At 51.5% G+C, this 23,520-nt stretch carries 17 protein-coding genes and 6 pseudogenes; 15 read left to right on the top strand and 8 right to left on the bottom strand.

From position 1 onward, the window contains the following. The first annotated feature begins 269 nt into the window (after positions 1-269). Positions 270-2,912 (top strand): annotated as a pseudogene (gyrA, locus tag JCM12539_RS00465) (DNA gyrase subunit A). A gap of 103 nt (positions 2,913-3,015) precedes the next feature. Here the strand turns inward: gyrA and JCM12539_RS00460 are convergent. From JCM12539_RS00460 to JCM12539_RS00435, 6 genes are all read right to left on the bottom strand, one after another. After that, entirely contained in the window at positions 3,016-3,858 is an 843-nt protein-coding gene (locus JCM12539_RS00460) for an ECF transporter S component (RefSeq protein ID WP_082405251.1), read from the bottom strand. Positions 3,859-4,055: 197 nt separating this feature from the next. After that, positions 4,056-5,513 (bottom strand): ABC transporter ATP-binding protein, encoded by a 1,458-nt coding sequence (locus tag JCM12539_RS00455; protein ID WP_225350142.1) that lies wholly within the window; start codon positions 5,511-5,513, stop codon positions 4,056-4,058. Then, positions 5,510-6,514 (bottom strand): energy-coupling factor transporter transmembrane component T, encoded by a 1,005-nt coding sequence (locus tag JCM12539_RS00450; RefSeq protein ID WP_054648394.1) that lies wholly within the window; start codon positions 6,512-6,514, stop codon positions 5,510-5,512. The genes JCM12539_RS00455 and JCM12539_RS00450 overlap by 4 nt, the downstream gene beginning before the upstream one ends. A gap of 154 nt (positions 6,515-6,668) precedes the next feature. Beyond that, on the bottom strand, positions 6,669-6,917 hold the full coding sequence (locus JCM12539_RS00445) for a DUF4430 domain-containing protein (RefSeq protein ID WP_162203966.1): 249 nt from the start codon (positions 6,915-6,917) through the stop codon (positions 6,669-6,671). Between the two features lie 67 nt (positions 6,918-6,984). Next, a complete protein-coding gene (locus tag JCM12539_RS00440; protein ID WP_054648390.1) occupies positions 6,985-7,929 on the bottom strand; it encodes a hypothetical protein in 945 nt (314 codons plus the stop codon). Between the two features lie 337 nt (positions 7,930-8,266). Further along, complete coding sequence (locus JCM12539_RS00435) at positions 8,267-9,682, bottom strand: prenyltransferase/squalene oxidase repeat-containing protein (protein ID WP_054648388.1); 1,416 nt, start codon at positions 9,680-9,682, stop codon at positions 8,267-8,269. Between the two features lie 352 nt (positions 9,683-10,034). On the opposite strand from JCM12539_RS00435, the gene JCM12539_RS00430 reads away from it, so the two are divergent. The 4 genes from JCM12539_RS00430 to rpsR all read left to right on the top strand — a co-directional run bounded on the left by JCM12539_RS00430 (position 10,035) and on the right by rpsR (position 12,436). After that, positions 10,035-10,982, top strand: a complete 948-nt coding sequence (locus JCM12539_RS00430; RefSeq protein ID WP_082405249.1) for a Gfo/Idh/MocA family protein — start codon at positions 10,035-10,037, stop codon at positions 10,980-10,982. 244 nt (positions 10,983-11,226) lie between these two features. Next, complete coding sequence (gene rpsF, locus JCM12539_RS00425) at positions 11,227-11,523, top strand: 30S ribosomal protein S6 (protein WP_054648386.1); 297 nt, start codon at positions 11,227-11,229, stop codon at positions 11,521-11,523. Between the two features lie 35 nt (positions 11,524-11,558). Continuing rightward, positions 11,559-12,134, top strand: coding sequence for a single-stranded DNA-binding protein (gene ssb / locus JCM12539_RS00420; RefSeq protein ID WP_054648384.1), 576 nt, complete (start codon positions 11,559-11,561; stop codon positions 12,132-12,134). A 65-nt stretch (positions 12,135-12,199) separates the two neighbouring features. Beyond that, the gene (gene rpsR / locus JCM12539_RS00415) at positions 12,200-12,436 is read left to right on the top strand and encodes a 30S ribosomal protein S18 (RefSeq protein ID WP_054648382.1); all 237 of its coding nucleotides are present in this window, start codon (positions 12,200-12,202) and stop codon (positions 12,434-12,436) included. A gap of 49 nt (positions 12,437-12,485) precedes the next feature. Here rpsR and JCM12539_RS00410 read toward each other — a convergent pair. Together JCM12539_RS00410 and JCM12539_RS00405 are read right to left on the bottom strand one after the other, a co-directional pair. Further along, positions 12,486-13,599 (bottom strand): annotated as a pseudogene (locus JCM12539_RS00410) (acyltransferase family protein). A 141-nt stretch (positions 13,600-13,740) separates the two neighbouring features. Continuing rightward, on the bottom strand, positions 13,741-14,616 hold the full coding sequence (locus JCM12539_RS00405) for a LysR family transcriptional regulator (RefSeq protein ID WP_054648380.1): 876 nt from the start codon (positions 14,614-14,616) through the stop codon (positions 13,741-13,743). Between the two features lie 122 nt (positions 14,617-14,738). On the opposite strand from JCM12539_RS00405, the gene JCM12539_RS00400 reads away from it, so the two are divergent. The 10 genes and pseudogenes from JCM12539_RS00400 to JCM12539_RS14425 all read left to right on the top strand — a co-directional run bounded on the left by JCM12539_RS00400 (position 14,739) and on the right by JCM12539_RS14425 (position 23,415). Further along, positions 14,739-15,653 (top strand): acyltransferase domain-containing protein, encoded by a 915-nt coding sequence (locus JCM12539_RS00400; protein WP_054648378.1) that lies wholly within the window; start codon positions 14,739-14,741, stop codon positions 15,651-15,653. After that, positions 15,653-17,295 (top strand): annotated as a pseudogene (gene mdcA, locus JCM12539_RS00395) (malonate decarboxylase subunit alpha). Before JCM12539_RS00400 ends, mdcA begins: the two are co-directional and overlap by 1 nt. Before the next feature lie 99 nt (positions 17,296-17,394). Further along, a pseudogene (locus JCM12539_RS00390) lies at positions 17,395-17,695 on the top strand (malonate decarboxylase subunit delta). Next, positions 17,685-19,363, top strand: a pseudogene (gene mdcD / locus JCM12539_RS00385) (biotin-independent malonate decarboxylase subunit beta). Before JCM12539_RS00390 ends, mdcD begins: the two co-directional pseudogenes overlap by 11 nt. 202 nt (positions 19,364-19,565) lie before the next feature. After that, positions 19,566-19,991 carry a phosphoribosyl-dephospho-CoA transferase MdcG domain-containing protein gene (locus JCM12539_RS13370; RefSeq protein WP_082405248.1) on the top strand — a complete coding sequence of 142 codons (426 nt, stop codon included), beginning with the start codon at positions 19,566-19,568 and terminating at the stop codon, positions 19,989-19,991. Next, positions 19,991-20,470: an alpha/beta fold hydrolase gene (locus JCM12539_RS00370; protein ID WP_054648372.1), complete on the top strand. Its 480-nt coding sequence runs from the start codon at positions 19,991-19,993 to the stop codon at positions 20,468-20,470. Before JCM12539_RS13370 ends, JCM12539_RS00370 begins: the two co-directional genes overlap by 1 nt. After that, positions 20,455-20,769 carry an alpha/beta fold hydrolase gene (locus JCM12539_RS13635; protein WP_225350140.1) on the top strand — a complete coding sequence of 105 codons (315 nt, stop codon included), beginning with the start codon at positions 20,455-20,457 and terminating at the stop codon, positions 20,767-20,769. The genes JCM12539_RS00370 and JCM12539_RS13635 overlap by 16 nt, the downstream gene beginning before the upstream one ends. A gap of 13 nt (positions 20,770-20,782) precedes the next feature. Then, positions 20,783-21,629: pseudogene (locus JCM12539_RS00360) on the top strand (triphosphoribosyl-dephospho-CoA synthase). 736 nt (positions 21,630-22,365) lie between these two features. Continuing rightward, positions 22,366-23,250: a MurR/RpiR family transcriptional regulator gene (locus JCM12539_RS00355; protein ID WP_054648370.1), complete on the top strand. Its 885-nt coding sequence runs from the start codon at positions 22,366-22,368 to the stop codon at positions 23,248-23,250. Between the two features lie 39 nt (positions 23,251-23,289). Beyond that, positions 23,290-23,415: a hypothetical protein gene (locus tag JCM12539_RS14425; protein ID WP_263849706.1), complete on the top strand. Its 126-nt coding sequence runs from the start codon at positions 23,290-23,292 to the stop codon at positions 23,413-23,415. Positions 23,416-23,520: the final 105 nt, after the last annotated feature.

Here is a 23,520-nt window from a genome sequence, read left to right as displayed (position 1 = left end):
AGTAGCGCGGCGTAGTAGCATTTACCAGTTAACTTAGCGGTAATAGCGGGAAGCCCGCACTTGGCTTCCTGTTCGCAACTGCTTATGCGGCGCTTTCTGGACTGCGCAGCTCGTTTCCATACGCACGAGTAACGCGGGAGCGCAGTAGCGTTTACCAGCTAACGTAGCGGCAACGGCAATGAAGCCCGGGTTGGGCTGCATTCCCCAGCACTCCGCACCACCCAATTCCACGTAACTAACATCAATACCCGGTTGGAGGAAATTAACAAATGGACAATTCAGGCGATCACCGCATTGAGACCGTTAAACTGGTCCCAACGATGCGTAAGTCATTCCTGGAATACGCGATGTCCGTCATCGTGGCGCGGGCGCTGCCCGACGTTCGTGACGGGTTGAAGCCCGTGCAACGGCGGATTCTTTATGGGATGAATGAATTAGGCGTGACGCCGGACAAACCGTACAAGAAGAGTGCGCGTATTGTCGGTGACGTTATGGGTAAGTATCACCCCCACGGTGATTCTTCCATTTACGAGGGGATGGTCCGCATGGCGCAGGACTTTTCCTACCGTTACATGCTGGTCGACGGCCACGGTAACTTTGGCTCGGTCGACGGTGACGGGGCTGCCGCTATGCGTTACACCGAAGCCCGGATGAGCAAAATTACGATGGAAATGCTGCGGGACATCAACAAGGACACCATCGATTGGCAAGATAACTACGATGGGACCGAGAAGGAACCGGTTGTATTGCCGGCTCGCTTCCCGAACTTGCTGGTGAACGGGGCAACGGGGATTGCCGTCGGGATGACGACGAACATTCCGCCTCACAACCTGGCGGAGGTCATCTCCGCTTTGCACGTGCTGATGGATAACCCAGACGCCACCACCGCGGACCTCATGACCGTTTTGCCGGGACCTGATTTCCCTACTGGCGGGATTGTCATGGGTAAGTCGGGAATTCGTAAGGCTTACGAGACTGGTCAGGGTACGATTACCTTGCGGGCCAAAGTTGAAATTGAGACCACGAAGACCGGCCGCGAACGCATTGTCGCCACGGAAATTCCGTACATGGTCAACAAGGCTAAGTTGGTTGAACGGATTGCTGACCTGGCGCGGGATAAAAAGATTGACGGTATCACTGACGTTAACGATGAGTCTGACCGTGAAGGGATGCGCATCGTGGTCGATGTGCGTCGGGACATGAGCGCTAGCGTTATCCTGAACAATTTGTACAAGATGACACCTTTGCAGGTCGGTTTTTCCTTCAACATGGTCGCCATCGTTGATAACGCACCGAAGACCCTGTCGCTCAAGTCCATCCTGGAATATTACCTGCTGCACCAAGAGCAGGTTATCCGCCGGCGGACCGCCTTTGACTTGAAGAAGGCCGAAGCGCGCGAGCACATTTTACAGGGGTTGAAGATTGCCCTTGACCATATTGACGAAATTATTAAAATCATCCGTAGTTCGCAGACGGGTGACATCGCGAAGCAGCAATTAATCAGTCGTTTTGATTTATCCGATAAGCAAAGCCAGGCCATCCTCGATATGCGTCTCGTCCGGTTAACCGGTTTGGAACGGGACAAAGTCGAGAAGGAATTGGCCGACGTGTTGGCTAACATCGCTGATTACAAGGATATTCTGGCCAAACCAGAACGTATCCACCAGATTATCTACGAAGAACTGCTGGAAATTCAGAAGAAGTTCGGGGATAAGCGGCGGACGGAAATCCAGGTGGGCGATATTGCCAGCATCGAGGATGAAGACTCATCGAAGAGGAAAACGTCGTGATTGCGCTGACCCACAATGTACGTGAAGCGCGTGCCTGCCGCTGAGTTTAAGACCCAAAACCGTGGTGGTCGTGGTATTCAGGGGATGGGCGTTCATGATGATGACTTCATGGAACACCTGATTTCGACCTCAACGCACGACATTTTGCTGTTCTTCACGGACGCTGGGAAGGTTTACCGCATGAAGGGGTACGAAATTCCTGAGTACGGACGGACGGCCAAAGGGTTGCCAATCATTAACTTGCTGGGGATCAATGCCGACGAGAAGATTCAGGCGGTCATTACGGTGCCACGTGACCGTGAGGGTGAACACTACCTCTTCTTTGTCACCAAGCAGGGGATCGTCAAGCGCACCGCCGTAGCGGAATTTGGTAACATCCGGCGCAACGGGTTGATTGCGATTAACCTCAAGGATGACGACCAGCTCAACAACGTGATGCTGACGGAAGGTAACGATAACATCCTGATTGGGACGCATAACGGGTACTCCGTCACGTTCAACGAGGGTGCTGTACGTGGCATGGGTCGCTCTGCGGCTGGTGTGCGCGGTATCCGTCTGCGCGACGGTGACTACGTGGTTGGTAGTGACATCATGCGGGCCGGTAGCGATGTCTTTGTTATCTCCGAAAAGGGGTACGGTAAGCGGACCCCCGTCGATGAATACCCAGTCAAGGGTCGCGGCGGTAAGGGGATCAAGACCGCGAACGTCACCACGAAGAACGGGCCGCTGGCAGGTGTCACTACGGTGGACGGTTCCGAGGACATCCTGGTGGTGACGAACGCTGGGGTTATGATTCGCTTCCAGTCCGGCAGCGTTTCGCAAACTGGCCGGGCAACGTTGGGTGTCCGTTTGATTCGGGTTGATGATGATACCAAAGTGGCATCGATGGCTAAGGTATTACCAGATGAGGATGATCCTGAAGGTGCCGATACCACGCCAGTTGCTGGTGACGGTGCCGAGATGGCAACGGACACGGCTGACAACACTGACACCGCGGAAACTACGGTAGCGGACGGAACGGACGAGGACACGAGCGACGTGGACGAACTGGTCCGTCGTGCCGAGGCGGACACGGACGACGATGCAATCAACGGTGATGATACCGACGATAGCGACGAATAATAATTAAAAAAAAGCAGCAGCTCCTGCGCGTTTTGATGCAGGTGGCTGCTGATTTTTGCGTTTCTTCATTGGTGATTGGGGATGTGATGGTGCTGGATGAGCGTTATGCGTCGCGGTTAATGAGACCGTACTTCACCTTCACGCGCTCTAGTCGTGTCAGCATCGGGCGGGCGAGTACCCACAAAAACATGAAGGTGGAAATCGCGTGCACGGCGTCCATGGGTGCCCCCGAGATGTAGACGGCTAGGAGTCCCTTCCAGGTTGGGGTGGTGGTAAACATTAGTAGTGCGGCGGGATTCATGATGAGGCCGTAAATACAGAAAATACTCATGAAGCCAAAGGTACTGAGGGCCACCCGGTGTGTACGGAGCCAACCCCAGCGGTAGAAGAGGCCGGCCGCCAAGCCAATCATGCCAAATGCGAACATCTGCCATGGGGTCCATGGCCCCTGGGTAAAGAAGAGGTTGGAAACCAACGCCGTCATGGAGCCCACCAGAAAACCAGTTTCGGGACCAAAGGAGATGCCGCTAATAATGACGATGGCGGCCACGGGCTTAACTTGCGGGAACATAAACAGCGCCCCCCGGCCCGCCACACCTAAGGCAATCAACACCGCAATCACCATGAGTTCCCGTGTTTGCGGCCGCCGGTCCTCGAACACCATGAAGAATGGGACTAGGGCTAGGACGAGCATTATTAGGCTGACTGCTAGGTACTGGCGGTCACCGATACGCCACCCCCACCAAATAACGAGGGGCATCATGACTAGTACAACGCCGAGTTTGCACCAGGTCCGCCAACTGAGGGGCTGCCCGCCATGGGGTTGGATCCAGCGGTTGGTGGCGAGCGCCGTTGTATTGATCGGGGAGCTCTGCACATGTGCGTCAGCTTTGCCCTCCGTCTGGTCATGGTAAAACGCCGCTAAGAACGTGTTGCGTGCAGCCATGTGCTCACCTCCCTCACGGTAATGGCGTCAGGACACCAGCTATGCACCAGGCGGTTTGCCGCCGTGGTGTAGAAGCTGTTACCCGCAAAGAAGCGGCGGGTAGGCTGTACGGTTGCTAACTGCCCGTCAAAAAAACAGGCCCACCCGGTCAGCGTGTTCAGCGACAAACGTCAGGTCGTGCGTGACCAACACGATGGTCACGCCCTCTTGGTGTAGTTGTGTGAGGATGTCCCTAATTGGCCCTTATTAACCGCGTCCAGGCCCTTAGTGGGTTCGTCGAGTAACAATACCCGTGGACGGAGGAGAAGCACCTTAGCGAGCGCGAGACGCTGTTGCTCGCCACCACTCAGGTCGTATGGGTGGCGGTCCAACAAATCGGTGAGACCAGTTAAGTCCGCCATGCCGGAGACCGCCGCGTCTTTGCTCATCTCCAGGTCGTACGCAGGAGTGGTGCGCTGTCGGTGTCCATCAATGACCTCGTAAAGATCCTCCCGAACGGTTGAACGGACGAATAAACTTTGCGGGTCCTGGGGCAGTACACCTAGGTTGTGGTGGTACAGCTCGGCGTCGGCGTAGCGTGCTAGGCGCTTGCCGGCGAGGTTAATGTGGCCCCGGTAAGGTTGGTAGATGCGCCCCAGCAATGATAGCAACGTACTCTTACCGCTACCGTTACCACCAACAATCGCCAGTGTCTCGCCGCCATAAACGTCTAGGTTGACGCCACGGAGGACGTCGGGCCCGTCCTGATCGTAGCGGAACCACAAGTCACGGGCCCGAATCAGCGGCTTGCCGGCGGGCTCGGCGGGCGGTGCAAAGTGGCTAGCAACGGGTAGGCTTTGGTTAGCGAGCCACTGCTGCCCGGTTTTGATGGTCAAAGGTAGGTTGTCTGCCCGGCGTAAACCGGTGGTGGCTGCGTAAACCCTGGTGGGAGCGGGTAATTCCGCCGTGAGCGCGTGGTGATCAGCATACAATGCTTGGACAACTTTGCTGGCGCTGCCCGCAACGGTAATTTCACCGCGCGTCATGAGGGCGACCTGGTCGGCGAGTGGCAACACGGCGTCGAGTCGGTGTTCGGCAATCAGGATGGTGGTGCCCAGGTCCTGGTTGAGTTTTACCAGCGTATGGATGAAGTCGTCGGCCGCAATAGGGTCCAGCTGGGCGGTGGGTTCATCAAGAATTAGTAACGCGGGCCGTAGCACCATGACGCTGGCTAGGTTCAGTAACTGTTTTTGCCCGCCAGAAAGGGTGCTCACGTCGCGGTGGAACCATTGGTGGATGCCAAAGTAGGCCGCCATTTCGGCCGTCCGGACGCGAATCTCGTCCTGTGGCACGCCCAGGTTTTCCAACCCGAAGGCCAATTCGTGCCAGACTTTGTCCGTCACAATCTGGGTGTCGGGGTGTTGCTGCACAAAGCCGACCTGCAGTTGGTGTGGACGGACCGTCACGTCCGGCGACCACGTAACGGTACCGGTGTGTGTGCCGGTTGGCCGCAGCGCGGGGTCTAGTTGCCGCAGCAGGGTCGTTTTGCCGCTACCGCTTTGGCCAAAGAGTAACGTGATTTGGCTGTGGGGTAACGATAGGTCGACGTGTTTAAGGGTCGCCGGTTGGTCGGGATAGGCAAAGGTGAAATCGGTCACCGTTAATAGGTCGGTCATAGGCGGGCCCCCTCTTGAGTAGTGTGGTACTTTCGCTGGCTGTCAGTGGTGGGAACGCGGAAGTAGTCGGGCAAGGTGGCGTGGGCCGTTCCCGCGTGGCCGACTTTGCGCCAACGCCAAGCAGCGAACAACCTTAGTATGAGTGGTAACCAAACCAGGACGGTTGCGGCCACTAGCCCCAACATGCTCAACGGCGTGAGGTGTGCGCTGGCAAACCCGGTCACCATAATGGTGGGATTATACTGCGCCATGAGTTGGTGCGTACTGATGGACACGACGAGGAGCACAGTTAGTAGCAGAATCAGCCCCACCAGCAGCCATTCACGGGTGCGCATACGGTAAATTGCAAAGCTGGTGCGGTGGTGCTGCCCGTATCCCCGAGCCTTCATGGAATCAGCCGTGGTGATGGCGTTCTCTAGCGCCCACGTCAGCATGATTGACCAGATGGTGACCCAGGCGTGCGGGCGACGCCACAAGCGCACCTGCCGCGGGGCACGGCCGAGACTTTGCTGACCGTGACGGATGGTACGGAATTGCCGTTGAAACAGCGGCACAAAGCGAAACACCATGGCTAGCACCAGCGAACCTACGGGGAGAATCCGCCCAAATAAATAGACGAATTTATCACGGGTCATCACCAGATTGATACTGACAAACCAATTGATGACTACGGCCAAACTGAGGGCGAGTATCACGCCGTAAACAATGGCTTCGACGGTGATGGAATTGCCGTCGTTAAGCACGACGAGCGGGGTCACGCCGTAATGGTTAAACGTGGGGTTCAAAACGGCCACAATCAGCATGCCGGGGATGACAAAGGTGAGGTTGAGGCGTAGCACGTGGCGCCACCCACGGAGACTGGCCGCGTAAGTCATGGCGGCGAGGTAGCTCATGATCAGTATTACGGGATGGAGGCAGAAGGTGGCGATGCCCACCACGGCCACGTAGTAGAGCGCATTAACCAGGGGGTGGCTGTGAGCAAAGGAATCGCGTTGAATCATGTTGTCACCTTCCTAGTCGTGATTAATTATGTATGCATGTACACCAAACCAGTATGATTTGCGTACATGCGGCGGTGATGAACCGGATTATTTCCCGGGAAATAATCCGGTTAGTGGTGCCATGGATGTGAATATTCTGTTTTCGGACAGCCAATTATTGACTGTCACCGACGTCCGCACCCAGGTCACACGTGTAGACCCACTGGATATTGGACCCATTTTTGAGCGTAGTGTATTCCGAGGAACCGTAATTAGGGAACCAGCCGTCAACTTTGTACATCCATCCTGACAGGTTACCAACGTCAAACTCGTACAGATTGCCTATACCCTGAATGTAGTACGCACCGTAAGCCGGCGTGTACTTAGATTCCATCTGAATTCCTCGGGCCTTAGTTACCTGCACTAGCGCGTCATAAACTGAAGCAGTCTTGGAAATAGATACCTGGGTGGGCCTCAGAATCCACCCGCTACTAGGCACCAGGCTTTTTTTTGTTTGTCGCTACTTTGTCCATGTTTTGTAGGATGGTGCTGGTACTAATCGACATAGTGACCGTGATGTGGTTGCTATCGTTGCTTGATGACTTAGTGTCGTTGGCATTACCCGTAGATGATGAACCGTTGCTGGCGGTACCGTTGCCATTGTTATTGGTAGTTGATGTGTCGCTGGAAGCACCGCCAGCAGCGTTGTTGGTGGCTTCTTGCTTGGTCTGACTAGTAGCCGATTTTTGATCATTTTTGCTCTGGTTGTCCGCCGACTTGCCCTGACCAGTTGTGGACGTAGAGGCAGCCTTAGTGCCTGATTTGGCCTTACTTTTAGCGGCTTGAGCCTGTTGCTTGGCCACCGCTTGGTTGTACCCGCCGACCAAATAATAAGTGCCATCGACGCTAGTAATACGTAGCTTGATTGTGGTGCTATTTTGGCGAACGTGTACGGTCGCGTGTGCGTCGTTGAGGGTGCGCAACTGGCCGTGCTGCTTTGCAACCAACTTTAATGTATTGGCGTGCCATTTTTTGGGGATGGTGATGGTGAGTGTGGGGCTCCCGGCAAGGTGAAAGTCCTGTAGCCGGAAACCTAACGCAACGGGTGCATTATTGGCCGCACGTTTGATTGCATTAAGTCCGGTAGTGGTAAAGGTAATCCCAAGTTTTTGGCGGGTAGGATTTTGTATTTGCAGAGCGGAGTACGCCCATTGATATTTGATGTGGTGATTGCTACCAGTGAAGTAGTAGGTACCCGTTTTACCCTTAATCGTGGCCAGTTGGTTTTTGGTAATGGTGCCCGCTGCGGATAATTTGGTGGTGGTACTTAACGGTTTAGTGGCGGTAGTTTGGCCATTGGCGGTATTCGTACCACACGCAGTGAGAATTAACGTTAGGAGTATAATGCAGCGCACGAACCAACGACGTTTATTCATGTTTGTGCCCCCTACCTAAGTGGCGTCGCAGGAATAAACGGCGCTGAACAGGATAATGAGTACGACGAGGGTTGTCCATAGCAGCACGTAATTAGTACCGCCATTTGTCTTAGCTGCTTGAGTGTCCTTTTTGCTGGCCTTTTGGGATGAAGTTGAGCCTTAGGTTTGTAGTTCTTACTGCTAAATGTCCAACCCTTGCTGTGGGACTTTTTCTTGGTGGTTTTACTCTTGGTCGATGGGGCGCTAGTACCAGTTGTGGCCGCTGTAGCAATGGTTCCACCTAAATTAGCGGTAGTGGTGGTAGGCACACTGGTTGATTTGTTAACGGCCCGGCCTGCTAATACTGTTTGCGGATTAACGGGTGCAGCGGAGCTGGTGGTGAAACCCGCGCCTTTAGTTGGTTGGCCGGTCGTAATGCCCTGCCCATTCTTTGACTGGGGGTGCTTGTCCCCGCTGTCTGTGGAAGTACTATTGCCGTCGCTAGTAGTGGTGGTTGCTGATTGCGGGGCGTCTTTTTTTTGTCGTTATCAGTCTGCGTATTTGTTGATGGCTGCTGATTGGTCTCCGTACCCGTGCTACTATCCTGGTTTGAAGGAGTAGTGTCGTCACTTTTGTCGCTACCGGAATCAGTATCGCCCGAGTTGTCGGGGGCGGTTTGGCCGGTTGTAAGGGTAGTATCACTCATATTATACAGACTGGTGGCCCCAGTGAGGTAGCGCCGGTAGGCAATCAGGGCGTAGTAATCCTGCTCCGTCGCCATGCCGTTCACGGTCCCGGTTTTAGCCGTACTGTCCGTAAAGGTATACATAAAACCACTGCCGTTGACGTGGTAACTAAGCAAAGCCGTAACGGGGTTGTTACCGTTATGGTCGAATTCACCGCTGGTTGGGTTAATGCCGAGGGCAGCGAGGGCAGTTACCACCTGCGCGGTACTGTTCGAGTTGACGGTACCCCATGAGGTATACGAACCGTCACTATTTTCCATGCTGGCGAGGACACCCACCCCTTTGTCAATCGCGTTGGTGACCGCGTGATTGGCATCCACGCTGGTGTTCTTAAACGGAGCGAGGGCCTGTAACGCCATGGAGGTGATGTCGGGATCGGACTTTGAGCCGAACAGCGCCCAGCCGCCATCGCTCAACTCCTTACTGATGATGTAATCCACCAATTTCTCCTTGGTGGTGTAGTCCGTAACGCCGGCAGGTTGCGTGAAGTGGTACTGGGGGTTGCTGTTAACCGCAATGAGGGCAAAAATAGCTCCGTTAATACCTTGGTAAATAGTCTTTTGGTAGTCACTCAAGTAATCAAATAGGTCGTAACCCCCAATGCTTTGGGCATTAATCCCCAGTGCGGTGAGCGCAAGCGTGACTCGTGAGTACTCGGTGTAAGCGTTGGAACTTAACTCGCCGTTATTTTCTTTGAGGTAAGATGCAATGCTGTTGTAGTAATTAGTGTATAGTGGCAGCGCGGTTTTGGGATCATCACGAGCTAAATCCATGATCATCCACTCGCTACCGTACAACTGTGTGCTGCTATCGGCGTCAGCAAATCTTCCCTGTACGTAGTTACGCGTTTGGCTTAGCGCCGAGTCAATGGCCGTTAAGCTAGCGTCAACGGTACTTGCGGATGTGGTAGCAGTGGCCCCAGTCTCAGCCGCCTGCACGAGTTGTGGGCCGCCCAAACTGACGACCATTGTGACGATAATGGCCCAAAAGGCGACGACGCGCCGCCAGCGATGTTGTTGTTCCCCCATAAGTATCAACCTCTTTTATGTATTTAGTGGGCACCACGGATGGTAACCACAAGCTACCATTAAGGTTAAATGCACCATATGTAGTTGTCAACGTAAAAAGCACACACTATATCTTGTGGATAACGGTGTGGGTAAGTTGCCCGCATGTTATTTTCAGAGGTATGTAAGCAAGGATGGCACGGGTTCCCGGAGCAACTTTGTACAATTAAATCCTGTGGGTAACCGCAGTAAAAAAAACTACGTCCGGGCATCATTATTGGATTACTAAGCGCAGAAATTGTGCGCCCAAGTTGCACGGAGCGCATTTGGTGGTGGTGGTGGTAAACTAGTAGCAACGAAAAGCGGTCACAATGTGGTCGACAACAAACATGCTCACGGAGGTACATTATGCAAAAAAATTGGGGTTATCGGCTTGGGTAATATTGCGCAAAAGGCGTACTTGCCGTTGATGGCGGGGTTGCAGGATCAGTATGAGTGTCACCTCGCGACACGTAACCAGACCAAAGGTGAGTACCTGGCCGGCCGGTATGGGTTTCAGCACCTCCACCAAACGTTAGACGAACTGATTGCTGAGCAACCCGCCGCGGTTTTTGTGCATACACCGACGAGTACCCACGTGGCCGTAATTGAAAAGTTACTCCAGGCTGATATTAACGTGTATGTTGATAAGCCGGTGGCCGAAGATGTGGACGAGGTCCGTCGTCTGTATGCTTTAGCGGACGAGCGGGGACTGTTACTAACCTGTGGCTTTAACCGCCGCTTTGCTCCCGCACAGCGCCGACTCAAAGATATGCCCGATAAGCAGCTGGTGATGGCCACCAAGGACCGTAATTTTATCGAGCAGGATGCCCGCTTTGCCATCTTTGACCTCATGATTCACAACGTGGATACGGCTGCGTGGCTCCTCGATGAGCCCATCACCGACGCCCGCGCTCGCGTGCTGACTGACGCGGCGGGTAACTTGATGCAGGGGTACCTCGAACTGACTACGGCGCACAGCCAGGGCTTTGTGTCGACCAACATGGATGCAGTTAATAGCGAAGAGGTAACGGTGACGACTCCCGGATTGCGGGCCCGTGTAACCGACCTCGCGCACAGCGAATTGCGCGATGGCAACGGGTCGACCAGCCTGGAGCGACCGGGCTGGGAAACTACGCTACGGACACGGGGCTTCGACGCGCTGGTGCAGGAGTTCCTGGATGCGGTGGCCAATGGTGGGGCCAACCCCGTGAGCCCCGAGTCCAGTATCCGCAGTCACGAACTGTGCGCTTTGCTAGTGGATGCAATCGACGCCCAGTAAGCCCAGTGATAAAAAAAGTTGGGCACGTAGTAGTCGTTACGGGCCCCTTTGCGAAATGACCTTACACAACCGTTAATAAGCGTACGCGACGTCTAGATGTGGTCCGTACCCACCGGATGTATTTGCGACTAAGTGCCAACTATGGTAAACTGCTAGATTGTGAGTAAGTAGCCATCAGGCTACGTTTACTCCTTGCTCGCGGCATCGACCGTGGGCCCAAGACCATAAGGAGGTGAAAAGTCAAATGGCTGAAACTAAGTACGAGATTACCTACATCATTCGTCCAGATATCGACGAAGCTGCAAAGACCGCACTAGTGGAACGTTTTGACAATGTTGTAAAGGATAACGGTGCTACCATCGTTGATTCTAAGGACTGGCAAAAGCGCAAGTTCGCTTACAAGATTGGCAAGTACACTGAAGGTACGTACCACATCATCAACGCTACTGCTGAAGATGACAAGGCTGTCAACGAATTTGATCGTCTTGCTAAGATCAACAGCGACATTCTGCGTCAGATGATCGTTAAGCGCGAAGACTAATCTGGGAATCGACCCAGTCATAGGGGGACGAAGGAATGATTAATTCTGTCGTATTAGTTGGTCGCCTGACCCGAGAGGTAGACTTACGCTACACCCAGAGTGGTGCGGCGGTAGCGAGCTTCTCGGTGGCCGTTGATCGGAACTTTACCAATCAGCAGGGTGAACGGGAAACCGACTTTATCAACTGCGTTATGTGGCGGAAAGCCGCTGAAAACTTCGCAAACTTTACGCGTAAGGGTTCCTTGGTGGGTATCGAGGGCCGGATTCAAACCCGGAACTACGAAAACCAGCAGGGCCAGCGCGTGTACGTGACCGAAGTGGTGGCGGACGACTTTAGTTTGCTGGAAAGCCGGGCCACGACCGAAGCACGGCCGCGTGAAACTGGTGACGCCAACAATAATCGTTCTTTCAATAATCAAGCTGCTCCACAGCAGCAGGGTGGTCAGACGGGCGCCCCGTCCGCAGGCTTTGGCAATGACGGTAGTCACAATACTGCTCAACCAAGTAGTAGTGCTGCCAGCCAAGACCCGTTCTCCAGTCCCGATCCGTTCGCTAACAACAATAATGGTAGCGGCTCGATCGATATCTCGGATGATGACTTACCCTTCTAATAACAGCACCGGGTGGCATTGCGCAGCAGCGTGATGACCCCTGACTATGAGAAGGAGTGATTTCAATGGCACAGCAGCGTCGTGGTGGCCGTCGTCGTCGTAAAGTCGACTTCATCGCCGCAAACCACATCGAATACATCGATTACAAGGATACCGACCTTCTGCGTCGGTTTATCTCCGAACGTGGTAAGATTTTGCCACGTCGGGTAACCGGTACTTCAGCAAAGAACCAGCGTAAGCTTACCGTCGCTATTAAGCGTTCACGGATTATGGGTCTACTGCCATTCGTTGCAGAAGACTAAGCATAGCAAGAAGCGCCCCGCCGAATGGTGGGGCGCTTTTTTTAGGTACTCAAGCAGTGGCTGATTTAATAATCATTGGTTTTATTCGTGACCAGATTGCATGCAGGCCAAACGCAGAGGCAAAAGAAATGCACCAGGTTAAAACGTATAGGAGCAAGATACCGACCCAAGCGTTGGCGCTGGTTAAATTCCTGCCAAATAATAGCCACAAGCATTCTGACCAAAAAAACGTTAGATAGATAGGCTTTATAGGCAAAACCAGCAAACTTATGCACGAAATTGGTAAATGGTAATTGTGCCTTGACTTGGTACAAGCAAAGCGCGGAAAATAGGCCAATCGCTGCTAGGTCGTATAGCGTCATTGATGGCTTGTAATAGGGCGCGTTGCCTAAGTTGATTGGAAACCCGTAGCTGAATAGTTCATGATTGGTCCACCAGAATGTGGCTATGAATATTACGGCGATTGCGGGCCACCACTTCATGATGAAACTGTTGAAGTGTGAGCGATATTGCCAAGCCAGCATTCCAAATACACCGTAAATGAAGAAGCTGATGAATAAGCGATCAAATAAATACCAATCGCGTACGTGCGGGCCGGTAAATACTTGCGTGTCATAAAACCATAGCCATAATGCTGCGATAGCTATCGTTGTGCAGGCTATGATAATTCCGCGCTTAGTGTGTTGACCACACCAGCGACCAATTGCCCAAAACAGTGGCATTAAAATTATGAATTGCAACATCATGGTGTTATACCACAAATGCGGTGCGGCATTCCCGTTAACAAAATGCCAGATAAAGGACCCTAAATTGTGGTATCGATTAACTTGTTGCATCTGCGGCATGACCAACAGGTAGATAAACGTCCACCAAATTGTAGGCACAAACAAAGCATGCCACATGTTTTTAAGATATTGACCATATGTCAGTTCATAATTATTGATGGTTGTGCGTGTGGTTGTGTAAAGAATCCCAAAAATAAAGGCCGGCGCAGTGTATTTGACTAGGTTATACATGACACCAATACCAGTTTGTGCGCCAATGCTAGGATTAGTCGTCAAGGCATAGCTCATAATGGGTTGCGACATCACAGCAGTACAGGCGCCTAGCTTCAGATAGTCGCCAATATCAGCGACCGGTTCAAGCGGTTTAGTCTTACTCATTTAGTTGTCCCACCTTAGTTCAGATTTGTGAGGGCCGATCGGCGGGAGCTGTCGGAATCAGTTTAACTAGTTGAACGAATAGTTGCAAGCTTTTACTTTTGGGATGGAGCCGTGTGTTCGTGGGGATATTATACCAACCGGTTATATCTTCAAAGCTTTTGCTCTGGCTGATACAAACAGCGTGACTAGCGCATTGGCAACTTTGCGCGTACGTACATCTTCAGTAGGCTGTCCCTCTGTGAGGTAAATGGTCCGAAACGGTGGGTCGGGAGTGATTCGTGCTATATGTAGCTGTTTGCCCGCCTCGGCCCAAGTCACAGAGGGAATAAAGCCAATTCCAATTCCAGCAGCCAACATGGCACGAATACTGGCGGGATCATCGGATTCGTACTGGAAGTTCAAGTGTAAATTGAGTTTACTAAAATAATGGTCCAGGGTGTCGCGAAGCGGAGTGTGGTAGCCTAGTGAAACGATAGGCTTGCCAACCAATGAAGACGGTGAAATATAGGCAGAATCCGGCTGTTGAGGGGCTGAACTACCAATGAGAATTTCTTCACTCAATAGGGGAATTGAGCGTTGGCCCCGACGTGGGGGTCGTGTTGAGATGGTAAAGTCGAAGTCGCGGGTTTCGTTAACCGCCGTAATTCGTTGGGTTAATTGAATCGGAGTATCAGGGAATATAGAGTGGATAGTCTTGATGATGTCGGGTATTAATGCTGAAGCGACTTCAACTAGGAGACGAATCGGCTGCTGACTTGTCGAGGGTTTTGAGACGGCGGCAATGCCCTCCTCAATTTGGTCGAGGCCGGATTCCACAAAGCTGAGAAAAACGCGACCCGTATCGTTGATTTGTATACCACGCCCGACACGGTTGAAAAGCGAAACGCCAAGTTCTTTTTCTAATTCTTGAATCATTTTGGTCATTGCTGGCTGACTGATAAATGCTTGCTGAGCTCCCTGGGTGATGCTACCAGCTTGTGCAGTATAAACGAATCCTCGCAGTTGAGCTAAATTCATAGTTGCCCCCAATACATAACCGTAGATTATACATATAAGATAAAATCATTATACAACGCTATCTTTCTGACTTAAAGTTTATGCGTGAGGGCGATCGGATCACAATAGAGAGAGGGTCAATCGTGAATTCATTATGGATATTTCCTGGTCAAGGAGGGCAAAGCGCTGGAATGTTGAAACATGTGGATGCAGATTTGCGTCAGCATGTGGAGAGTTTGTTAGGCGTTAAACTTTACGATTCTGATGAAGCTTACCAGGACTCAGTGCAGTTACAACTTAGCATCGAGTTGTTGCAGGTAGCGCAAATCAATGCTATGCGTGAAGCTGGCCTTAAGCCGCATCTTGTTGCCGGACATAGTTTAGGGGTGTTTGCTGCGGCTTACGCCATTGGGAGTCTTGGCCAGGACGACCTGTTCCGTGTGGTTAAGCGACGCGCTGAGCTAATGCAGGGAGCTTATCCGCAAGGGTATGGGATGGGCGTAGTCGTTGGGCTAAGTCGTTCTGAGGTTGAGGAGCTCGTGTTACGAGTGAATAACTCAGCACATCCGGTTTATGCATCTAACCAGAACGCTGAAGATCAAACGGCACTGTCTGGTGATTTATCTGCAATTGATCAGGTAATTACTTTAGCCAAACAAAGCGGGGCTAGCCTCGCCCGTCGACTTATGGTGCCGGTACCTTCGCACTCACCGTTAATGTCAAAGGTTGGTACTCAATTGGCGACTACGATGAAGGACGTTCCACTGGAAAAGCCGGCCGGTATTTACCTGACGAATTATTCTGGACGTGCGGTCCGGCAAGCCGCGGCGATGCGAGAAGATCTCAGCTATAACCTGGCACATCCTGTATATTTTGAGGCCATGATGGGTGTTGCGCACGATTATGAACCTGATAGTATCGTTAACTTTTCGCCTGGCCGACCTTTTAGAAAGGTTTTGGGTCAAAAGTTTGGTGATCTGCGCCAGGTCAATCTTGATCAGATGAATGTATCGGATGCAGTGTTTTTGTTAACTAAATGGGAAAGAGGTACTTTCTAATGAGTGAAGAACGTGATTGGACAACGCATCGCGAAGCTAAAGCAAACAAGCTATCAGCAATTAGTAATCTTATCGATGGTAAGTTTGCAAGAACCACTGATGCAAAGACCGTTTTAGAGGGGTTAATTGCCCCGGGTGACAAAGTCGTTCTGGAGGGCGATAACCAAAAGCAAGCGACATTCCTGTCGAAGATGCTGGCCTCAGTTGATCCGGCAAAGGTTCATTACTTGCACATGATTATGAGTAGCATTTCCCGACCAGAACATTTGGATATTTTTGAAGATGGTATCGCCTCCAAGATGGATTTCTCCTTTGCTGGCCCGCAAAGCACAAGGGTTTCGCAAATGATTGCTGACGGCACTTTGCAGGTTGGTGATATTCATACCTATCTTGAATTATATGCTCGGCTCTATGTTGATTTAATTCCCAATGTTGTTTTAGTCGCGGCAGACAAAGTTGATCACGAAGGTAATTTGTACACTGGATACAACACCGAGGAGACGCCAGTAATCGTTGAATCCGCCGCCTTTCATGATGGCATTGTGATTGTTCAGGCAAACGAAGTCGTCGATAAGTTGCAAGGGTTGATATTCCTGCTGACTGGGTCGATGTAATCATTCCAGCGGATGAACCTTACCAATTGGAGCCGTTGTTCACCCGTGATCCTCAGAACATCACCGAGTTACAGATACTGATGGCGATGATGGCTATTCGTGGGATTTACGAAAAGCACAATGTTCAATCCGTTAACCATGGGGTCGGGTTCAACACAGCGGCCATTGAACTGTTATTGCCAACATATGGCGAACGGCTTGGTCTGAAGGGAAAGATTGTGCCTAACTGGGAAGTTAACCCGACGCCCACACTGATTCCTGCAATCGAATCAGGTTGGATTCAATCCATTCATTCATTCGGTGGCGAAGTAGGCATGGAAAAATACATTGCGGCTCGTCCTGATGTTTTCTTCGTTGGTAAGGATGGCACAATGCGCTCTAACCGAGCTTTTGGACAGATGGCTGGGCAGTACGCATTAGATATGTTTGTTGGCTCTACGCTGCAAATTGATCAGTACGGGAATTCCTCAACGGTGACTAAGGGACGGTTATCCGGATTCGGTGGTGCCCCTAACATGGGTTCCAATCCAACCGGACGTCGTCACTCTACGCCTGCATGGCAGAGTCTACGACCGGATAACGATCCACTGGGTAAAGGCCAAAAACTGGTTGTACAGATGGTCGAAACTTTTGGTTCCAACAAGCGACCGGTATTTGTTGACTCACTTGATGCTGTTGAAGTGCGCAAGGAAGCCAAACTGCAGAACGTGCCCATTATGATTTATTCCGAGGATACAACGCACATTGTCACCGAAGAAGGGATTGCCTACCTGTATAAAACTGATTCTATGGCCGAACGACAGGCGGCAATTGAGGCTATCGCTGGCGTTACACCAGTTGGTTTGCGATCTGATCCAGCTGTGGTGAAGGATCTGCGGGCCCGTGGTATTGTGGCCTTCCCAGAGGATCTTGGTGTCAATCGCAATGAGGCGACAAGGTCATTACTGGCCGCTCGGAATATGGAGGACCTTGTGAAGTGGTCTAAGGGGTTGTACAACCCACCAGATAAGTTTCGGAGTTGGAGCTAAAGAGTGTGCTGGCAGTATTTAGTGAGTACCAATAACTGCTAGTTGCTAATTTAAGCGTGCTTATGGTTGTATCCAGCCTAACGGGAGAGGAGTTCCATCATGGAAAAATTACATTTTAACTATCAAGCAACGCAGTCAATTGAACATCCAATTCACATTGGCGTTGTTGCTTCCGGAGACCTTGAAGTGATTATGAAGCCAACGGATAAAAAAAGAGTCTGAATTAAATATTGTGACTGGTAGTGATGGGTTTAAGGAAGTTTGGCAGAACGTGCTGAACCGTTTCTTCGCACGGTACCCATTACTAGCTGAAATTGAAATCAATGATTTTGGTGCCACCCCAGGTGTTGTTAATCTGCGACTTACTCAGGCAATGGAGGCGTTGAAAGATGAGCAATAGTTTTGTTGAATTGCACGCTCGCCAGCGCGCAGAAGTGTTACTTGATACGGGTACCGCTCGTGAATTAATTGGTCCTTTTGACAACATGATTTCCCCACATTTGGAGCCCCAAAACATCGTTCCTGAAGCGGATGATGGTATTGTGGTCATGAAAGGGCAGCTGAATAAAAAGAATGCCGTAATCATTGCCATTGAGGGTGCTTTCCAAGGTGGCGGTATTGGTGAGGTTTCGGGTGCGAAGATTGTCTCCGCGTTAGAACATGCCTTAGCCGATAATAAGGCTGGTAAGACAATTTATCCGGTGATTATACTGGATACTGGTGGTGTTCGTCTGCAGGAAGCTAACTACGGGCTACTTTCAATTTCAGAAATTCACAACGTGATTATTGCGTTGAAGCAATACGTTCCGGTTATTGGTCTAGTTCCTGGGCGCGTGGGCTCGTTTGGTGGGATGTCTATCACTAACGCGCTACTTTCATACGTAATTGGCACCGATAAGGCCCGTATCGGTTTGAACGGGCCAGAAGTGATTGAGCAGGAGGCTGGCGTTAAGGAATGGGATTCTTCAGATAAAAACCTGATCTGGAACACGTTGGGCACTAAGCAACGCCAGGCGACCGGTATCATCGATGAAGTTGTCGATGATGACGTGAACGCATTCCGGACAGCTATCATTGCTGCGGTTAATGAAAAAAAGGATTCCTATCGAGATCGACGGGGAGATTTCTACTTGACCCTACTTGATCAACTCGACCCAGAGAAGCCTCTAGATATCACGTCATATAATCATTTATTCAATCAAGTCGTTGCCAAGCCGCATCATTTAGAACCCGCAACGAGTGGTATTCATCCCGGCACTAAATCGCGCGGACGTAACTGGTTTGAATTACTCACTGGCATAAAAAAAACGCACAAAGTGATGTGCCGACGGTCCTGCACGCCCGGGCCGACGGACGTGAACATGTGGCAATCGTGCCAGATGAAAATAACCGTTTTCCAAGGGTTCGGCACGGTGAAGCAGGTCTGGAGGAAGGTTACACCGTGGGTAATGTGGTTAATGATTTAATCGCAGCTGATACGGACAAACCAATTGCTGATAAAACTCCAATCGTAATTGTGGTTGATGTCCCTAGCCAGGCATACGGTTACAAGGAAGAACTGATTGGAATTCATATGGCACTTGCTTCTGCGGCTAGCGCTTACGCACGGGCTCGTCAGGCCGGCCACAAAGTTGTTTCATTTATTCCTGGGGATGCTGTTTCGGGTGGTTTCTTAACCCAAGGACTACAGTCCAACCGGTTGGTCGCACTCGATGATCTAGATATCACAATTCAGGCGATGAGCAAGGCGTCTAGTGCCCGAATTACTCAGCGTACAATTGCTGAGCTGGAAGAAGCAACGAAACACGTGCCCGCAATGGCGTATGACATTGAAAATTATCAAAAATTGGGTTCTTTGTACAAATTGATTAAGGGCATTAAAGGATATGATTCTGACGACAATGCTGTTGCTACAGTCAAAGCAGCGCTTAATGATACCTTCAAGAGTCTAGAAGATGCACCGAGCGACTTGTCCTTCCGTTACACCAATGACATCGCCGTGAATGGTGAAAGTGGTGGGCGTAAGGCTACTAACAAAGTTCGCGCCATGATGGATCAGCAATGGTAACTTTAACACCGCACACACTTGTCCGGCTTAAGGCAATTAATGGTTTAACTAGCACACTGCCGTTGCCTGATTGGGCCACATCAATGTTAAATGAGACGCCGTACGTAATTATAAGGCGGGGTGCCCAGGCCGACCGGATTCCGGTTGGCTTCGTGGCTATCAAAAGTCTCAACGCTTTGCTGCCTTTGTACCTACCACACAATTGGCAGAAGCCATTACCCCACAAGAGGCCTTATCACTTTTACCCCAGTTGGATGCTGCACGTGCCCAACTACCAGCATTTCAAAAGCTCAAATCTGTACGACCACTTCTGGAAGGATACGATTGGGGAGTCGGTGGGAGCTTGCAATTTGAGTTGGTTACGGGCTTAAAAATGGCGCGTGCAGAATCCGATGTGGATGTGATTATGACCCGACCTGACAGGCCAATGTCGGTAGTGAGCGCCCAAGAGTTAATTTGGCAACTACAGGAACTAGCGGGAGCGCACGCAGATATTCAGGTTGTACACGGTCAAAACGGATTTTCACTGGAAGAATACGCACAGCATCGTGACCGGCGAATTATGATAAAAACGGCCAGCGGACCGCAATTAACGGCGGATCCATGGCACTTTGTAGGTGAAAACTAATGCAAAATTCCTTTTCTACGACCAATTTGGCTATATCGGTCGTAGGTGATGGGCGACCAGTCGTCTTTGTTAACGGCTTTGGCAGTTACAAGGAAATCTGGACGGCACAAGTGGCGGCGTTCAGACGTGGTGTTCAAACAGTTTGCTTTGACTATCATGGTCAGGGTGAGTCCGCGGGAGTAATGGCGACTAATTTGGAGCAATTAGCGGCAGACCTCGCCCACGTCATCCGGCAGCAAAAGCTCGTAAGACCGCTGCTGGTTGGGCACTCTATGGGGGCCAGTGTGATATGGGCAATGCGCAGGCAGTATCCGGAGCTAATGGTTAGCGGCATAATGGTTGTCGATCAATCTCCCAAAATGATTAACGATGCCCAGTGGCGGTATGGGTACAGGGGGTTGACTTCTAGGACGCTACTGTTCAGCTACAGCAGCCGCGCCAAGGCCACGAAACATTACGTGGTATGGTGCCGGCAGTAACGGACGCCTTCATTCGTGCGGAGAGCCACCGTCCGTTTGACCGTGAGCAGGGAATGAAGCTGTTGTCAGATCACTTTCAGGCTGATTGGCGGGCTCAAATTGTCGCCGAGAGAGCGCCGGTATTGTTTGTTACGGCAGCGCAGACACCGTATTTCAACAATGGATATGGTCAATGGTTAAGTAGTCGCAACCCACAGGTACACGAAGTAATGATTCAAAATTGTGGTCATGATGTCATGGCCGAAGTCCCCGACTCATTTAATCAAACGTTGCGTCATTTTATGTTGCAAAACAAGTGAAAGGATTTTTTTTATGTCGTCATTCTCCGTTGCCCAACTAGCCAATTTTGCTACCCGTGCTTTGATCTATGAGGTTAGTGTTAACCCCAAACCGGGATTAGTCGACCCGGTCAGCTCCGGTCCGCATCCAGATATGACTGTTTTTACATTTATTGACTCGAGCCTGAGTCTGCAACCCTACTTGCAACTTTGTGCTCAATTGGGGGATTCGTGGACCGCCGAGCTACCTGGATTGTTTAAGGAATTACGTTCAGCAGGGGTCAAGGCTGAGCAAGCGATGTTTTCTGCGACTGGCGGTATTAATACGCATAAGGGTGCTATTTTTTTCGCTAGGAATTTTGACGGCAGCTACGGCTTATCAACAACGGCATCCGGAACTGATGGTGCCACAGGTAGTTAAAACTATGCTGGCAGGATTATCTGATAGTGACTTTTCCGATGTGGCCGCAAAGCCTGCTACTGCGTTAACGGCGGGGGAAAGGCTGTATTTGGATCATGGTATAACCGGCGTGCGGGGTGAGGCCGAGGCAGGCTTTCCCAGTGTCTTCAAAGTGGGTCTGCCGACGCTTCAACGTGCACAAGGGACACTCAACGAGAGGCTACTTGATAGTTTGCTTTCGATTTTGAGTCAGTTCACCGACACTAACCTCATTCATCGTGCTGGAACACTATCTATCTTGCCAGTGGCTCAACGACAGGCTCTAGCCATATTGAGGATTGGTGGTACGCACACAACAACGGGAAAGATGCTGTTGCGGAAGATGAACACTGATTTTATGCAGCAAAATTTGAGTCTTGGTGGTTCGGCTGATATGTTGATTTTGACTATCTTTATGGCGTTTGTTGAGGAAAGTATATAGAAGTAACTGTTTAACCTAGCTGACAAGTTACTACGATTAAGTTCTTATTTGCGCTTTTAATTGTGCAGAGGAATAAGTATAGCAAGAAGCGTCTCATCAAGTGGTGGGGTGCTTTTTTTGGACCGTTCGATTATCGTAATTGTTTCGTGCGAAACAATGCGTAGGTTGGGCCGGTAAGCTGTGGCTTCTACTGTGTTGCACCCCGGTAGTGGTAACCACTCTGGCGTCGAGCGTCTGTAATAACTGGATGGATTAATAATAGAGTAGTACGTTTCCTGCCTTGATTCTGGGGCTATGACATAGTTTAACGCTCTGGCCAAATCTTGAAGTGAGGAGTACCGGCAAAGTGATGGTGGTGTGAAGGCGTCGTGTCCGGAGACGCGGTTGTTACATTAGTGTGAGGCCGCGTTGGTTGAACCGGCGAGCGGAGGCGTGTGGGGTCGGAGTGGTAACCGCTGCCAGGGGGTACCGCCGTAGGAACGCAGTGACGTACGGCGCGACGAATTTCGAGACTGACCGGTGCTTTTCCGGGCAGGCTTGAAATCGCGGCGGAAACACGCCCGGGTTTGGCGGGTTGGAGCCTTCGCCCTAGCTGTGGTTACCGCGTAGTACCCCACGTAAGCCATAGCTCACCGGTTCAACCAACGCTGCCGTCAACCACTAACGTCGCAATCACTAAAATTGCGGGCAACCCGCGCCAGAATGCGGTATGATGGGCATGATAGGGGGCGAAGATATGTCATTGATAGACAACCTCAACCAATTAACCGGCACCACCGCCGCTGAGCAGCGGATTGCCGAATATATTCAGCAAAACCTGACCACCATTCCCACGACGACAACCGAGCAAATGGCCGCCGAGACCTACACCTCACATTCCGCCATTGTGCGGTTTGCGCAGAAGCTGGGTTATAGCGGGTTCGGTGAACTCAAAGCCGCGGCGGCGAGCCTCGCCGAGCAGCAAGCACCCGACTTTGCGACCACCGACGCCGGGTTGCCGTTTCGTGCAACCGACCCACTTGCGGCCATTGCCGATAGCATCGCTAACTACACGTCACGTAGCGTGGCTGATGCCCGGAAGCGGCTTGATTTAGACGGTATCCAACAGGCGGCGCAGGTTCTATTGAATAAGCGGCGCATCTTTATCTTTGCGCAGGGGGATGCGCAGCTGCAAGCGCGCAGCTTTCAACGGGAGCTAGTGAAACTGAACCGTTTTGCCGTCCCGGCGTTGGACTACGCGGATGCTGCTCGCGTTGCCACTAACCTGGATATGCACGACGTGGCGGTGTTGTTCATGGATACCGCGCAGGCCGGTGAGTTTACCCGCGTGTTGCGGTACCTACACGACCGGCAGATTACGACCATCCTGTTGGCTAATCACCCACAAGAAGCCGTGTCGTCGCTGGCCGACGTGACCATCAACACTGATCGTAGTACGCGCGAGCAGCCTCAGGGTGGGACCTTTGCCACCCAGGCGGTGGTGGCCTACACACTCGACACCTTGTTTGCGGCGATGTACGCGTATGAATTCACGGAAAACCTCTTTGCGGATACGCCGACCACGGATGTATCCACACCAAAGATGCCACCAGCAAACGACCTGTTTGGGGACGGGGAGTAGGCGGCAGCTGGTTTAACTAGTATTTTGGGGGCTACGGGAGTGCAAATTTCATCAACTAGCATCAGCGTGCCGATGCTGATTGCCCAGGGGCTCACCATGCTCTTTTTTTGCCCTGGGATTCGTGGGGTATTACTCACGCTTTTGGCGTTGGCTGAGTCAAACTAAAACTGCAAAAAGTGGGATCAATCGCATCCTGCGTCTGACCGCACCAGCTGCGGCCATTGTGATTGCCGTGCTCTTCGACCGTATGGCCAGTGGGCGGCTTTTACC

Source organism: Lacticaseibacillus pantheris DSM 15945 = JCM 12539 = NBRC 106106, from assembly GCF_001311175.1.
In the GTDB taxonomy this organism is placed as follows: Bacteria; Bacillota; Bacilli; order Lactobacillales; family Lactobacillaceae; genus Lacticaseibacillus; species Lacticaseibacillus pantheris.
Note: the sequence above shows the minus strand (reverse complement) of the source record. Positions and strands in the feature narration are given on the sequence as shown.